The 16,386-nt window shown below is 42.5% G+C and carries 10 protein-coding genes; 9 read left to right on the plus strand and 1 reads right to left on the minus strand.

The annotated features are described in order from the left end of the window. The first annotated feature begins 175 nt into the window (after nt 1-175). Nucleotides 176-1,771, plus strand: a complete 1,596-nt coding sequence (locus A0256_03625; protein AMR30577.1) for a peptidase M28 — start codon at nt 176-178, stop codon at nt 1,769-1,771. Nucleotides 1,772-2,148: 377 nt separating this feature from the next. On the opposite strand, the gene A0256_03630 is transcribed toward A0256_03625, so the two are convergent. After that, nucleotides 2,149-4,080, minus strand: a complete 1,932-nt coding sequence (locus A0256_03630; protein AMR30578.1) for a 1-deoxy-D-xylulose-5-phosphate synthase — start codon at nt 4,078-4,080, stop codon at nt 2,149-2,151. 249 nt (nt 4,081-4,329) lie between these two features. Here A0256_03630 and A0256_03635 point away from each other — a divergent pair, with 249 nt between their 5' ends. The 8 genes from A0256_03635 to A0256_03670 all read left to right on the plus strand — a co-directional run bounded on the left by A0256_03635 (nt 4,330) and on the right by A0256_03670 (nt 16,379). Then, on the plus strand, nt 4,330-5,499 hold the full coding sequence (locus A0256_03635) for a hypothetical protein (GenBank protein ID AMR30579.1): 1,170 nt from the start codon (nt 4,330-4,332) through the stop codon (nt 5,497-5,499). A gap of 15 nt (nt 5,500-5,514) precedes the next feature. Then, on the plus strand, nt 5,515-6,261 hold the full coding sequence (locus A0256_03640) for a chromosome segregation protein ScpA (protein AMR30580.1): 747 nt from the start codon (nt 5,515-5,517) through the stop codon (nt 6,259-6,261). Nucleotides 6,262-6,994: 733 nt separating this feature from the next. Beyond that, complete coding sequence (locus A0256_03645; protein ID AMR30581.1) at nt 6,995-7,900, plus strand: hypothetical protein; 906 nt, start codon at nt 6,995-6,997, stop codon at nt 7,898-7,900. After that, entirely contained in the window at nt 7,900-9,027 is a 1,128-nt protein-coding gene (locus A0256_03650; GenBank protein ID AMR30582.1) for a hypothetical protein, read from the plus strand. Before A0256_03645 ends, A0256_03650 begins: the two co-directional genes overlap by 1 nt. 75 nt (nt 9,028-9,102) lie before the next feature. Continuing rightward, nucleotides 9,103-10,608 (plus strand): hypothetical protein, encoded by a 1,506-nt coding sequence (locus A0256_03655; GenBank protein AMR30583.1) that lies wholly within the window; start codon nt 9,103-9,105, stop codon nt 10,606-10,608. Nucleotides 10,609-11,024: 416 nt separating this feature from the next. Further along, entirely contained in the window at nt 11,025-11,429 is a 405-nt protein-coding gene (locus A0256_03660) for a hypothetical protein (protein ID AMR30584.1), read from the plus strand. Between the two features lie 531 nt (nt 11,430-11,960). After that, complete coding sequence (gene glyA, locus A0256_03665; protein ID AMR30585.1) at nt 11,961-13,247, plus strand: serine hydroxymethyltransferase; 1,287 nt, start codon at nt 11,961-11,963, stop codon at nt 13,245-13,247. A 3-nt stretch (nt 13,248-13,250) separates the two neighbouring features. Beyond that, nucleotides 13,251-16,379 (plus strand): hypothetical protein, encoded by a 3,129-nt coding sequence (locus A0256_03670; protein AMR30586.1) that lies wholly within the window; start codon nt 13,251-13,253, stop codon nt 16,377-16,379. Nucleotides 16,380-16,386: the final 7 nt, after the last annotated feature.

The raw sequence follows: 16,386 nt of genomic DNA on the forward strand, positions 1-16,386 counted from the left end.
AAGGTTTTGCAGGCTATAGCTTGCAGGACCTTTTTTCGTTTGGTATGCCCCGGTCACAACATCCTCAGAATTCAGACATTCCCTATAACGATGTAACAACTTTGTTAAAGCAACAGCCCGGCATTTGCAGTTAAATTTAGATAAGTTTGCTCATTACTTAATTAACTAACTGACCATGAAATTAAAACTACTCTACACATGTATTGCTTTTACGGGCATTACGGCGGCGGCTTTTGCGCAGGAGACCGTTGATCCTGCCGCGGTCGCAAAAATCCGCGAGGAAGGCCTCAACCACTCCAAAGTAATGGAAATTGCTTTTAACCTTACGGACGTATCCGGACCACGATTATCTGGCTCCCCGGGTTTAAAACGCGCCCAGGACTGGGCCGTTAACCAGCTGAAAGAATGGGGCATGAACAATTCTAAATTAGAAGCATGGGGCAAATTTGGGAAAGGCTGGGAAGTGAAAAAGAACTATGCTGCCATCACTGTGCCATACTATCACGCTATCATTGCAGTACCCAAAGCATGGACCCCAGGCACCAACGGCCCTATAACCGGCGACGTTGTTTTAGTAAAGGCCGATAGCGTACCAGAACTGGCTAAATACAAGGGTACCCTTTCAGGCAAAATTGTAATTTTCGATACCAAACCCCTCACCGAGCGCACGTACAAGGCAGATGCCGTGCGTTATACAGATGAGGAACTTGATAAAATGGCGCAAGCCCCTGCTCCTGCCCGCGGCGGTCAGCGTGCATTTGATCCTAACTCACCAGCAATGGCAGCCAGGCGCAAAGCAATTGCAATGCGCGGCGCCATTAACACCTTTCTTCTTGATGAAAAGGTTGGCTTGATCTTAACCCAGGCGCGCGGCACAGACGGTACCTTATTCACCACCAATGGCGCTTCATATGCCGATACCGCAAAAGCAGTAGCACCAGAACTGGAAACCAGCAGTGAAGATTTTCAACGGATCTTGCGTTTGGTAAAAGCCGGTAAAAAAGTAGCTGTTGAAGCAGATATCAAAACCGAATTCTTTACTAACGATATGCAGGGCTATGATGTAGTTGCTGAGATTCCGGGTACCGATAAAAAATTAAAGGACCAGGTAATTATGATTGGCGGCCACCTGGATTCATGGCATGCGGGTACCGGTGCAACAGATAACGCTGCAGGCAGCGCCGTAATGATGGAGGCCATGCGCATCCTTAAAACCATTGGCTTTAAGCCAAAGCGCACCATCCGCATTGCACTTTGGAGCAGCGAAGAGCAGGGATTGTTCGGGTCGCGCGGGTATGTGCTGAACCACTTTGGTGATCCGAAAACGATGCAGCTTAAACCGGAGCAGGCTAAACTCGATGCTTACTATAACCTGGATAACGGCACAGGCAAAATCCGTGGTATCTATTTACAGGGCGATTCTGCTGCAGGACCAATCTTTAAAGAATGGCTGGCACCATTTAAAGACCTGGGCGCAACAACCGTTACCATTAGCAACACCGGCGGTACCGACCACCAGAGCTATGATGCGGTTGGTTTACCGGGCTTCCAGTTTATACAGGATGGGATGGATTACAATACCCGTACTCACCACAGTAACCAGGACACTTATGACCGGCTTGTAGAAGACGACTTGAAACAATCAGCTACCATAGTAGCATCTTTTGTTTACAATACATCGGAGCGCAAGGAGATGATCCCGCGCAAACCCCTGCCGGTTGTAGCAGCGGCTACGCCTCCGGCGCCAGTTGCAGCACCGGCGAAGAAGTAAAAATCAGAGCACAACAAAATAAAAAAAGCGACCGGCAAACACCGGTCGCTTTTTGGTTAAAGAGGGTTTATCTACTAATCCGAACCCGCATTTTCGGCGGGGTGATTCACTTTGCGAAAGTGAATCACCTGAATCATGTTTACCATTGAAAATCAACGCCTTAGCGTTTTTACCGAATCGCCCTTTTTAATATACACTTTAATTTAAAATATTGACTATAAAGTACTTAACGGCTTAAAAATGCATCCATTTTTTGGGATAAAAAATACTTGAAACACTTTTTGTGAAACAGGGATCATCCGGGATAGTCGCCAAAAAAAGACGCCCTGTTTACATCTGCAAACAGGGCGTTATTCATTATAATACAGGCGCTATCGTTATGACGCTATCGTATGCTTATTGCATTTAATATCCTGGCTTTTAACTTTAGCAGCAATAGAGGCAGCATCGTATCCGCATTCTGCCCAAAGCTCCGGCTGTTCGCCATGTTCAATGATCCTGTCAGGGATTCCTAAGCGGATCACGTTTGTTTTTTGGTATTCGTTATCGGCCATAAATTCAAGTATCGCCGTCCCCATGCCACCTTCCACACAACCATCTTCCACGGTAATTACGCAGCTGAATTTGTTGAACACTTCGTGCAGCAATGCTTCGTCCAACGGTTTTACAAAGCGCATATCATAATGAGCCGGGAAATAACCTTCTTCGTTTAGTGCAGCGGTAGCTTTCACCACTTCGTTACCAATGGTACCGATAGATAAAATCGCAACGTCTTCCCCATCGCAAATCTTGCGGCCCTTACCAACAGGTATGGCTTTAAATGGGCGTCGCCAGTCTACCATCACACCATTACCGCGTGGGTAACGAATACTGAACGGCCCCATGTCATCTAACTGGGCCGTATACATCAGGTTACGCAGTTCCTCCTCATTCATCGGGGCAGAAACCGTCATATTAGGGATACAGCGCATATAGGCCAAATCGTACGCACCGTGGTGTGTTGGACCATCGGCACCGGCAATACCGGCACGATCAAGGCAGAAGATCACGTTCAAATTCTGTATCGCTACATCATGTATCACCTGGTCGTACGCGCGCTGCATAAAGCTGCTGTAAATATTACAAAAGGGTACCAGCCCCTGTGTAGCCAGCCCCGCAGAAAACGTAACGGCGTGCTGTTCGGCAATACCTACGTCAAAAGCGCGGTGGGGCATTGCCTTCATCATTAAATTAAGGGAGCATCCAGACGGCATCGCCGGGGTAATACCCATAATTTTAGCGTTGGCTTCTGCTAATTCTATAATGGTATGGCCAAACACATCCTGGTATTTAGGCGGCTGTGGCTTATCATATTTTGTCTTTTTTATCTCACCGGTTATCTTGTCAAACAAGCCGGGTGCATGCCACTTGGTCTGGTCTTTCTCTGCAAGCGAATAGCCTTTGCCTTTCACCGTAATGCAATGCAGCAGTTTAGGGCCGGGAATTTCGCGCAGATCCTGCAGCAATTTTACCAGATGTTCCACATCGTGGCCGTCAACCGGTCCAAAGTAGCGGAATTTCAGTGCCTCGAAAAAGTTGCTCCGTTTAAGCAACGTACCTTTGATACTTTTTTCCAGTTTCTTGGCTATTTTAAAAGCATCGGGCCCTATGGCAGATATCTTGGTTAGTACCGTAGCAATATCGTCCCTAAACCTGTTATAGGGCTTCGAAGTGGTAATATCGGTTAAATATTCTTTCAGCGCGCCTACGTTAGGATCTATCGACATGTTATTGTCGTTCAATATGACCAGCAGGTTGCTGTTCTCTATCCCGGCATGGTTAAGCGCTTCAAAAGCAAGTCCGGCTGTCATGGCACCGTCGCCAATTACGGCTACGTGCTGCCGGTCGGTTTCGCCTTTATATTGCGATGCCACGGCCATACCCAATGCTGCTGAAATAGAAGTAGAAGAGTGCCCTACGCCAAACGTATCATATACGCTTTCAGATCGCTTCGGAAAACCGCTGATACCATTGTGCACCCGGTTGGTATGAAACTGATCGCGGCGGCCGGTGAGTATTTTATGGCCGTAGGCCTGGTGCCCAACATCCCAAACCAATTGGTCGTAAGGGGTGTTCAATACATATTGCAGGGCCACAGTAAGCTCAACCGTGCCAAGGCTTGCAGCAAAATGCCCCCCGTTTACCGATACAACATCAATAATATACTGGCGCAGCTCCTCGCAAACCTGCTTAAGTTCTTCCTCTTTAAATTGCTTTAAATCAGATGGATTAATAATCCTTTGTAACAAATCACCTGCGGGTACCTGCATGGACATTCTTTAGAAGTATTTAACTTACAAAGTAAGCTATTTTATTTATAAGATTTAGAATACAGTAAAGTTAAATATTGTTTTGAAATTTATCGCAACTTCCCGTAAAATTGGTTGGTGCCGTTTTCTCATTCGCATCGGGTAGCTACTGCCTTGAAAATTTTAACCGCTATATCATGCCAATTACCCTCCAAAATAATATCTTTATTCAATTAAGCTTTTTAATGAAAATTAAATCACCAACCCGCCTTGTCCAATCTGCTTAACCCAACCAAACCGACAACTACAGGTGCTATAAGCCGCAAGCTGGCTGTACTGGTATTTTTAGCATCGCTACTATCTGTAAATAATGTAAAAGCAAGCTTACTGCTCTCTATAACCGGGAAGGTTGTAGATGAAAAAGGACAAAGTTTGCCGGGTGCCACGGTTTTCATTGCAGGCAGCCAATCCATCACCGCGTGTGATATCTCAGGTAACTTCCATTTAGATAATCTGTCGCCAGGCTCCTATGTGCTTACCGCAAAAATGATGGGTTTTATTCCCACAACACAAGCAATAATCCTTAAAGACCAATCGGTTAAACTTTCTTTGAAACTTATGCCCAACGTTAACCAGCTCAAAGGTGTTACGGTGCGGGCACAATCTAACTGGGCGGACCGCTACGCCATCTTTAAAAAACATTTCCTGGGCACTACCCCAAACGCTGCAGAATGCAAGGTCATCAATCCAAAAATACTCCATTTTCAATACGATAAAGGCACAACTGTATTATCGGCAAGCGCCGAAGATTTTTTGGTGATCGAAAACAATGCCCTTGGCTACCGCATTAAATACCTGCTCACAAATTTTGAATATAACGAAAGCAGCCAGGTGCTTAAATACGAAGGCTACCCATCTTTTGAATTGCTAACCAGCAAGTCTGAAAAAACCAGCACCTACTGGCGCAAAAACCGGGAGGCCGCCTACAGTGGCTCCATCGCTCACTTCATTAAAGCAGTTTATGAGGGTAAACCGTATGCTTACGGTTACGAAATTTTTAAGGTCATTAACCGCCCCATGCCCGGCGAAGAGTCCGACCCGAAAAAGCCGCCGTATTTTGACAGGCGGCCGGTGGCTTTAGATTCCCTGGTGACCATGGTTGACGAGAATTTTAAAACGCTGAGGTTTAATGATTGCCTGTTTATACTAAACACGCATGATCGCGTAGCACCGGAGCTGGCTGCCAGTGGCTACAAAATAGAAAAGCCGGAAGGATACAAACTCCCGAACGGGCAGATCTCGGTGGTAAGATTGCTGGATACCAGTGTTACTATTGATGCAAATGGTAACTTTGCCAACCCCGGAGCCCTATTTTTTGAAGGATATATGGCATGGGAGCAAGTAGCAGAACTGGTACCATTGGAATACAACAAAGAGTAAGCCGGATGACACATCATGACCGACGATAGTTTTGCCATAAAACTGCCCCAGTTTGAGGGCCCTTTTGACCTGCTGCTTTTTTTTATCGAGCGGGATGAGCTGGATATCCACGCCATTTCCATTGCTAAAATTGCCGATGATTTCCTGAACTACATCCACCAGATGACCAGCCTGAATATGGAGCTGGCCAGTGAGTTTATATTTGTGGCCGCCACCCTGATGCGCATTAAGGCTAAAATGCTGCTGCCCCGCCATAACACAGGCGAGGAAGAAAACGAACTGGACACCAGGGAGGGCCTGATTCGCAAGCTGATTGAATATAAAAAGTTTAAGGAACTCTGTGACGAAATTCGGCCCTTTGAAGATGAGCGCTTTAAGCAGGAAAAACGCGGCAACATTAAACAGGACCTGGAGCAGGTAGAAAAAGTGGTAGTGCCCGGTGAGGAACTGTCCGAAATTAACCTGTATAAACTGATGATGGTTTACAACCGGGTGATGCGCCAGTACGCCACGCGTACCGAAGAAGTTACCCATACGGTGGTACAATACCCGTATACCATCGAAAAACAAAAGCAGGCGATCCAAAACTTGCTACAGATCAACAAGCGGCTTGATTTTAAAAGCATAGCCGGTAACAGCGAAAACAAAGTGCACTTTGTATACAACTTCCTGGCCGTGCTGGAAATGCTGCAACAGGAACTGATAGACATCCAAATTGGGTTGGGGTTTAACAATTTTTGGATAGCGCCGAGGGAGATTTGAGATATTAGATTTGAGATATTAGATTTGAGACAGACATTTCGAATTGATATCTCGTAAAGTCCACTCTCTACACTATGTCATCCGCCATTATCAGGCGTTATAACCCAATTTCTAAAATCAGTATTGTCCTTGCAAATCGAATATTCAATATTATAATTGCAAGGATGATTAGGCGATATGCGCAAGACGAAATAGCTTTATTTCCCGCCTTTGTTGGGTGTTATCACCAATAACCCCGCACTGCTTATGATAAAAACATTACGATTGCAGCACTATCGCTAGCAAAATGTATTCAGAGCACTTTCCGGCTTTTTGGTGTTATTACAAACAACTCCGAGCCGGGAGCGAATATGGAGCATCATCAAGCGGGCAGCGTATAAGGGCCTACCATCATGCCGCACGCATAGCTATTATGGTTTGTTAGCGAATCGATTAATTTTAATTGAGGCACTTCCAAGATGGGCGAAAGGCACGAGTACGCCCCGCTCTTTTCCGACGCGGTATACGCGCGCTAATTGGGGAATAGACTGCGCCAACCATAGACAAAACGTTGCATACCCGCGCCAAAATGGGCGTTAAAAGCAACAATACGCCGTATTGCTAAATTGCGCTAAGTATTACAAATAAGGAGAATTGGCATTATTATTAATTATATTATATATTTGATTCAATAACCTAAACGAGCGCATAGTCAAACAGCAATCTACTTCTTATCAAAAGAATCAATTATTTAATGGGAGAATTATCAAAAAAAATCGGAGAGTTTGGAGAACAAGTGGTTGACAATTTCTTACAAGAAATTGGTTGGGGGCAAGCTCAAAAAGGAATTCAATTAAAAAATCTTTTCAAGGACAATTACAACAAGCTAACTTATGGAATAGATTTTTTAGTATCATATGAATGCCCTTTGATTGATAATTCAATCAAAAATATAATTATATCGGTTAAATATCACAAAGAAAAATACCCTGACAATTTAAGAACATTAGCTAAAACACATCTTGTGGAGATATCTGAAATGATGCACTCATTTGACTTTTCTAAAGAAAAATCCAATGCTAATCAAATGCTCGACGGAAACATTGTTGAAGACATTGGATTGTTGATATGGTTATGTCATAAGGATTCAACAACAGATTTACGAGATGAGATAAAGAATATCCGCGTTGACCTCCCTTTTGACCGAACGAAAATTATACTACTTGATAATCTACAAGTTGACTTCATTCTTTCTGCCATTTTTTTTATAAAAAACACATTTAACACAGACACAGCGGATTTCTACTATCCAAATACAGGTCAAAATATAAATCCCTTGACAAAGGCTAACTCGGGCGGTTTATTACCAATTGAATTTATTTCCAGTCCAATACTTCCGTTTAAAACAAGTGTCAAAAACATCATAACTCTATCAATTGTAACTTCAGAATCATTCAATAAAAACAACTTGCGAAGGATAATTGGGCTCGTTCAAGAATTGTCGACAAACCTATCTAATCAGATACTGATAGCCTTTCCCGATTATGATGACTTAGAGCACAGCAACGACTTTAATGCTGTCAAAGCTGAATTTTCGAATACCGATTTAACGAGAAAACTTTTTATCGCCAATCATAATAATAATCGCTTCAAATTATAATGAAAAAAAAATTAAAATCTGTTGATAAAATACTCCCATTTGGCGAGTCAATTAGAGGTTTTTTAAATCAATCTTTTCTAACGGAAACAGACATTAAACTTTTTTTAAGAAACAGGGGCGTTTTTTTATACGATTATTCGAAAGGCAATTCTGTCTCCTTTATCACTTCTACATTGATTAGTCCTGTAGAGTTTGATTCGTTGAAAGAGTCTCAAGGCACCCGTGAGGACAATCCTAAAAGAACTAACGAAATTTTCGTATGGGAAGGCGACAAAACTTTGAAAGATGCCATTAACGAGAATAAGACTGAAATATTAAGTGCGCTAATTCCGAACAGTTGTAACTTCAGACTTCTCACCACACCAATTATTCATTTCGACTCAACAAACAACAATGAAGCTAAAATCATAATAGAGATTGAACGAGATGATTTGAATAAAAGCTGGTATGAGTCGAAAAGTTCTTTTAAAGCTGAAGTGTCCTTAAGCTTGGATGTAGAGAAAAAACAATTGCGGCTAACAAAGACTCATACGTCCGACGAGACAAAGCAGGTTCTTTCAATTCTCAGCAAAAATTTAAAAAGCTCCTTCAGCGATAAAGGTTACCTTGATAAGTTTAAGAAAGCTGAAAGTATCCTATTCAAAGACTTTACTAACGAAAGTCGCTTTTATTTTTTATTCAGTCTCGCAAATCAATTGAATAACACGCTAATAAAAGTTGAATACAAAGATATTAGCGATATTGAATTCAGGCCCGATCCCAATATTAGTCTACCCGGTGAGTTAAAATGGATGAATGATAAATCCAAAGTAATATTAAAAGGTAAGTCAATCCAAAATACAGATTTTTTACTAAAAATAGATAACTATCAGTTGCTTGTACTATGGAGTGTCGAGGCTTTGTACAGATTTGACATTGGTGGAATTCAAGGGACATTTACTTTACAAATTGGCTTTCCTGACTATTCAAGAAATAATCAGGAGGAAGCTGAACTAATAATTGTATCTAATCAGTGTTATATTTTCGACCGCAGCCATGTCATGAAAAAAACAGAAATTGTTAAAAAATTGCTCGATGAAATGGATAGAATAAAGTTCGATATTTACGATTTACATCGAACCAAATAATGTAATATGTTGATAAATAAGACAGTAGTAATTAATGCTGATTTTTAAACCATTTTGTATCAAAAACAAGTAATAATGCAAATCGAAGATATTTTAGCAAAAGTTTTAAATGGTAGTCCGAGAGACTTCTACTCTTTTGAAACCTTTATTCTAAATTTACTTAAATTTCATATCGAATCACAAGGCAAAACACTTTCTATAATAAACACTGTACGTAGGATAGGAGATGCCGTTGCGGACGATGGATTTGACTCATTTCAAGGAAAAACCCTGATTGAAATCAAGTATAATACACAAGTGCTTACCAGTGTGTATAGCTTAGAGTTATTTTTCAATAAATTAATCACGTCGAAATCAATTGTTGACCTGAATGAGATACTGATTATAAGTTTCAAGCCGATATCATTAACGTTAGCAAAAAAACTTTCCGCTGAACTATTTAACGATAAGTCTGTTAAAATAACTATTTGGGGACTTGAAGATATTAATAAAATCGTCAATAAACACAAAAAAAAAGCTACTGAAATTTCAGACAATTTATTTTCTCTTCGGCTAGAGAATGCTGTCACCAAAGAAATTAATTGGGAAGAAGAACGAGATGAGAAAATTCAGCTTTTGCAAGAAGTATATGAAAAAGGTCAATTTTCATTTTTTTTGGGCGCCGGTGTATCAAGCAGTGCTGGCATGCCAGATTGGAATACACTTCTAAACTCGCTGTTTGTCTCTTATCTCACCAAGGAATTCGACAAACAGGTTGACGTCACGGATGAAGACATTAAACAAATTGTTTCGCGATTGAATAAAATTGATGAGCCTTCGGCCTTGATGGCTGCAAGATACCTTCGTAAAGGACTTTCGCACCAAGCGTCAGAAATTAGAGAATTTACAAAAACGATCACAAATAATTTATATAAGCTTCGGGATAATACGAAAAAAATCAATTCAGATTTATTGACTACAATCACTGACTTGTGCATGCCAAAACGTACTGGAGCAAAAGTAAGATCAGTTGTAACGTATAATTTTGACGATTTGTTGGAAAGACAATTAGAGTCGAAAACTATAATGCACCGTAGCATTTACAACGAAAATGAAAATTTAGATCCTGATGAACTTCCAGTTTATCATGTTCATGGTTTTCTGCCCGAAGATGCAAGCAGCTATGAGAATCTAGATAAAAGCACCTTAGTATTTTCTGAAGAGGGATATCATCAAATTTACACCGATGCTTATCATTGGTCTAATTTAGTTCAATTAACTAACTTAAGAGAAAACAACTGTTTAATGGTAGGATTGTCCTTAACAGATCCCAATCTAAGGAGATTGTTGGATATTGCTGCACGAAATATTGCTCGCCCCCGACATTTTGCACTTTTGAGGAGAATGTCAATTGAAATGTTCGCTTATACAAAAGATGAAACAGGAAATAGTATTCAAGTTATTGAAAACATGAAAGGGGCAGAAGATTTTTTAAATCGTCATCATAAATTAAATGAGGAAATAATGAAAGAATTGGGCGTTTCAATTATTTGGTTTAAATCATTTGAAGAAATTCCAGAAATCTTAAAGAAATTGTCATGACACTTCATCCCCCCCGCTGCCGTAATCGCCCCCCGCTGGTGCACGCATGTCGCGTGTTCCCCAAACGCTAAGCAGCCACCTTGCAAAGCCCCACGATGCTAACGCGCATCACCTGATTCAAACTAATTCCCCGCAGTAGGGGTAGTAGCGGATACCGGCCTTGCGCTTAAGGCCTGTGGCGTATGAGCGGATAACCCGGGCCGGAGGTACTGCCCAAATTATTCTGCCATACAGCTGTTGACCTTGCTCCGGGAGATGGCTTTAAAAGCGAAAGGAATTGCACGACCGCAAGAAAAATTCCCTTCGCTGGCTCTTAAAAAACACCCGCTAACCTTCCCGTAACATCATTTTGACGCTTCAATGAAAATCAAATTACCAATTATTACGTTATATGTCGCATAACATGGATAATACTAATGAACGTTCAACAAAAGAAAATACTGGTACTTGATGATACTGAAGACATTATAAATTTAATAAAAGATATTCTTTCGGAAGAAGATTACGAAGTAAAAGGTTTCACGCATACCGATGACATCATTAAACTGATAAAAGCCGAAAAACCAGACCTCGTATTGATCGACTACCTGCTTACTGGTATTAACGGCGGAGAATTTTGTCACCAGATTAAAAAACACGAAGACACTGCGCATACACCGGTCATCATGCTATCGGCCCATGCCAGGGTATTGAACTCATTGGGTAATTATGGCTGGGATGCTTTTATTGAAAAGCCTTTTGATATAGATGACCTGAAGCAAACAGTAAAGCATGTTTTAAACCATAATGCCGAACTGAGTTTAACCATGAAAGCAAGTTAAGCGTTAAGAATTATAATATATAGCGTAAATTATGGGTAAGCAACATCAAACCTTTCCGGATGAACCACAGGAAATACCTGCACAAAAACCGGCTACAGAAATTATCCAGCCAACTGATCCGCAACGGCCGGCAATTCCTGAAGAAGCACCAGACAACATCCCGCCGGAGATTGGCCCGGAAGATGCTCCCGTAACCACCGGCTAAAACGATGAATCAAATAGTTGGGGACCTGTATATCAGCTTGATAATTTACAGTGTACCACCTGCTGGCTTGCCCAAATGATAAAAATTGGTGGCTTAGTGCCTGGCCAACCTGGCAGGTATTGACCGAACCCTCTCATCCGGCTTGATAACGCTGCTGGAAGCTACCAAATGTAATGCTTGCCAACTAAGGCGTTACCACTTGATACAAGCAGTTTATTAATGGCTGCTAAAATATTATTTTCCGCTTCTTGCGCAACTGGTTCATCTCAAATCTAATAGGTTAATTTGAAATCTATTAGTTATTTTTACGCGCTTTACACACAACAATGAAAAGAGATAAACTAATATTCAAATTACTCGACGAAGAACAACAGCGCCAGGAGGAAGGCATAGAGCTGATTGCATCAGAAAATTTTGTTAGCAAGCAGGTAATGGAAGCGGCAGGCTCTGTTGCGACCAACAAATATGCCGAAGGCTTACCCGGTAAACGCTATTATGGCGGCTGCGAAGTGGTTGACGAAATAGAGACCATTGCTATTGAGCGCGCTAAACAACTTTTTAATGCCGAGTGGGCCAATGTGCAGCCACATAGCGGTGCACAGGCAAACGCAGCGGTTATGCTGGCCTGTTTACAGCCGGGCGATAAGATATTAGGCTTTGACCTTTCTCATGGCGGGCATTTAACGCACGGCTCGGCAGTAAATTTTTCTGGTAAATTGTACCAGCCATTTTTTTACGGGGTTAAAAAAGATACCGGTTACGTTGATTATGAGCAGCTTAAGGAAGTTGCCCTGCGCGAAAAACCAAAATTGATCATCTGTGGTGCATCTGCTTACTCGCGCGATTGGGATTACGAATTTATCCGCGCAGTAGCTGATGAAATTGGTGCGTTGGTGCTGGCAGATATCTCACACCCTGCCGGCCTGATTGCCCGCGGATTACTAAGAGATCCGCTACCACATTGCCATATTGTTACTACCACTACCCATAAAACCTTGCGCGGCCCGCGTGGCGGCCTTATTTTGCTGGGTAAAGATTTTGAAAACCCATGGGGCTTAAAAACACCAAAGGGAGAAGTAAGAATGATGTCGGCCCTATTGGATATGGCGGTTTTCCCGGGCACACAGGGTGGCCCGCTGGAGCACATTATTGCTGCTAAGGCTATTGCTTTTGGCGAGGCCCTGAGCGATAGCTACATGAAATATATTTTACAGGTAAAGCTGAATGGCGCGGCCATGGCCAAGGCTTTTGTAGACCGGGGATATGACATCATATCTGGCGGTACCGATAACCATTTGATGCTGATAGATCTGCGTAATAAAAACATTAGCGGTAAAGCTGCAGAAAAAGCATTGGTTGCTGCCGATATAACCGCAAACAAAAACATGGTGCCTTACGATGATAAGTCGCCGTTTGTTACTTCAGGTATCCGGGTGGGTACCGCAGCGATAACAACCCGCGGTTTAAAAGAAAAACACATGGATACCATTGTTGAGTTGATTGACATGGTAATTAACGACCCCGAAAATGAAACTACTTTAAAGAAAGTACGTAAAAGGGTACATAAGATGATGGAAGACCATCCTCTTTACCGTGATAAACATCTCGACTAATAAATGTCCATAACGCATCATACTCCTTCGGAACTGGAAAACAGCCGCTTAAACGCACTGAAATCCTATGATATCTTAGATTCATTACCCGAAAAAGAGTATGATGCTATTACACGCCTTGCATCCTACATATGCCAGGTACCGCTTGCCTTTATTACTTTTATAGATGAGAAAAGGCAGTGGTTTAAATCAAGCGTCGGGCTAAGTGTCGACTCCACGCCGCGGTCTGACTCATTTTGCCGTAATACCATTTTGGGCGACAGCCTGGTTGAAGTGCCGGACGCTTCACAGGATAACGAATTCTGCGATTCGGAGATGGTGACCGGCCCGTTTGGCATCCGCTTTTATGCCAGTGCACCGCTTATTGATCCTGAAGGCTACCGTATTGGCACATTATGTGTATTCGATCAAAAGCCCAAACACCTTACGGATGAACAGCGCGATGCCTTACTTACGCTGGCCAGTGAAGTGATGTCGCACCTCATTTTGCGTAAGCAAAAAAAAGAGCTGGAAAAGAATCTTGAAGCGCATAAGGAGTTTCATACGCTTTTTAATAATTCATCTGAGATCCATTTTATTGCTGATGCCGAATCCAATATCGAGCTCATTAATAATTGTGTGTTGGATATTTTAGGCTATTCTCCGGAGCAGGCTATCGGCAAATCCTTATGGAGCTTTGTTGCCGGCCAAAACCGCGAGCAATTTGCGCCGCTGATAGAACAAGCGGTTATGTCACAAAAGCCCTTTGAGCTGGAAACGCAAACTACTACCCGTACCGGCGAAATTAAATGGATCAGCTGGACGGCCGTAAACAAAAATGGTAAGTGGTATGCCAGCGGCCGCGATGTTTCCTTACAAAAAAATCTGCTTAGCCAAACCGAACAGCTTTCGCTGGTGGCCAGTAAAATAAAAAATGGCGTAGTTATCAGCGATTCGAACGATAAAGTGGTTTGGGTGAACGAGGCCTTTACCAATATTACGGGTTATGATTTCGCGGATGTTAACAGCAAATTCCTGGGTGATGTTTTAAAAGGCAGGCCAAAAGACGATAAGGCGGAGCGGGAACTGCTGGACGCCGTAAAAAATAAACGCTCGTACGAGGTTGAATTATCCATGTTATCAAAGCATGGTACGCCATTATGGGTATCGGTAACCAATTCAATAATCTATGCGGCCGATGGCAGTATTGAAAAATCGATCCGGATAATCATCGATATCACCACCCGTAAGCGCGCGGAACAGGATGTTGAGATCCTATCCTTTGCCGCCCGTAAATCGCCAAGCGGCACCATGATCCGCGATGCGGAGGGCCGGATCATCTGGATGAACGAATCGCTGGAGCATATCATAGGTTATACGCTGGAGGAACTTAAGGGCCACACGATAGGTACGCAGCTGGTTGGAGAAGAAACAGACCTGGAGGTTTTTAAAGGAGCTGTACAGGCTGTGAAAGAAAATAAGCCCTACGAAGTGGAGATAAAAATTTACAAGAAAGACAGATCCACCGCCTGGGTATTTATCTCCAACAGCCCGCTTTTTAATGAGATAGGCAGCGTGGAGCGGCAGATTGCTGTAATGGTAGATATTACCGCACGCAAAATTGCTGAAGAGCAATTAACCCTTCTATCTCTGGTGGCAAGCAAAACCACCAGTGGTGTGGTCATTAACGATAGCCAGGGTAAGGTGGAATGGGTGAACGATGCTTTCGAAAGAATTACGGGCTATACCATTGCTGATGTAAAAGACAAACACCTTGGTGATTCGCTCAAGGGTGAACTAACCGATATATCCATCATTTCCAGAGCACGGGAACTATCGCAACAGAAACAATCCTTTGAAGTTGATCTCCTCATCTACCGCAAAGACGGGCAACTGGCCTGGATCTCAGTCATCAATTCGGTTATTACCGATAGTGCGGGTAAGGTTGAAAAGTATATTGAAGTAATTATAGATATTACTGCGAAGAAAAAAGCCGAGCAGGAATTAGTGGCCGCCAAAGAAGAAGCGCTGCAATTGAACAGAGCAAAGGATATGTTTATCGGCGTAATGAGCCATGAGATCCGGACGCCGCTAAACGCGGTGATTGGCATGTCGCACCTGCTGCTGTATGATAATCCGCCGGAATCGCAAAAAGAAAATTTGAGTATCCTGAAATTTTCGGCAGAAAACCTGATGACGTTGATTAATGACGTACTGGATTTTACCAAAATTGAGACGGGGAACGTTGTATTGGAAAAAGCGAATGTAAACATCCGTGAAATGATCCAGGGCATCACCGCCTCTATGCAATACAAGGCGCAAGAGAAAGGGATCTATCTAAAAAGTAATATAGAAGAAGCAATTCCGGCAGTGGTGATTGGAGATCGCGCACGGCTGGTACAAATTTTACTGAATTTGGTGAGTAATTCTGTTAAATTTACACCGGCAGGTGGTGTTGAAATAGACTTAAAAATAATTGAACAGAACCAAAAGTCTGTACGGATACGGTTTGGTGTAAGTGACACCGGCATTGGCATTGCAAAGAATAAGTTGAATACCATATTTGAGTCGTTTAAGCAAGCTGAGGAAAATACCACCCGCGAATATGGCGGAACCGGCCTGGGTTTGGCCATAAGTAAACGATTGATTGAGCTGCATGATTCGCGAATAAATGTAGATAGCATACCGGGGCAGGGTTCAACATTTTGGTTCACCATAACTTTTAAAAAGTTAGATGACCATACTATAAATAATCACAACAAAGTGGAAACAGGACTAAATATCAATGTATTGGTAGTTGATGACAACCAGATTAACAGGTTATTGATAAACAAGGTATTAAAAAAATGGGGCGCAACCGCCGATTTTGCCGAAAACGGCCAGGAAGCAATTGATAAAATTGAAGCTTTTAAAAACTATGACGTGGTGTTAATGGACATCCACATGCCTATTATGGGCGGGCTGGAAGCCGCAGGGATCATTCGCAAAAGTAACGACCCATATTTTCAGCAACTCCCTATAATAGCACTTACTGCCTCTATGCTAAGCAATCAAATGGGCGAGATAGAACATGCAGGGATGAACGATTACATTCTGAAACCATTTGACCCCACTACCCTGCATATGAAACTCAGCAAATATCAGAAACAGTAAAAAGCCG

This window comes from Mucilaginibacter sp. PAMC 26640 (assembly GCA_001596135.1).
Classification (GTDB): domain Bacteria; phylum Bacteroidota; class Bacteroidia; order Sphingobacteriales; family Sphingobacteriaceae; genus Mucilaginibacter.

Coding starts and splice junctions, on each gene's coding strand:
- A0256_03630 (AMR30578.1), bottom strand. CDS start 4,080: ATGCAGGTACCCGCAGGTGATTTGTTACAAAGGATTATTAATCCATCT.
- A0256_03640 (AMR30580.1), top strand. CDS start 5,515: ATGACCGACGATAGTTTTGCCATAAAACTGCCCCAGTTTGAGGGCCCT.
- A0256_03625 (AMR30577.1), top strand. CDS start 176: ATGAAATTAAAACTACTCTACACATGTATTGCTTTTACGGGCATTACG.
- A0256_03645 (AMR30581.1), top strand. CDS start 6,995: ATGGGAGAATTATCAAAAAAAATCGGAGAGTTTGGAGAACAAGTGGTT.
- A0256_03660 (AMR30584.1), top strand. CDS start 11,025: ATGAACGTTCAACAAAAGAAAATACTGGTACTTGATGATACTGAAGAC.
- A0256_03650 (AMR30582.1), top strand. CDS start 7,900: ATGAAAAAAAAATTAAAATCTGTTGATAAAATACTCCCATTTGGCGAG.
- glyA (AMR30585.1), top strand. CDS start 11,961: ATGAAAAGAGATAAACTAATATTCAAATTACTCGACGAAGAACAACAG.
- A0256_03670 (AMR30586.1), top strand. CDS start 13,251: ATGTCCATAACGCATCATACTCCTTCGGAACTGGAAAACAGCCGCTTA.
- A0256_03655 (AMR30583.1), top strand. CDS start 9,103: ATGCAAATCGAAGATATTTTAGCAAAAGTTTTAAATGGTAGTCCGAGA.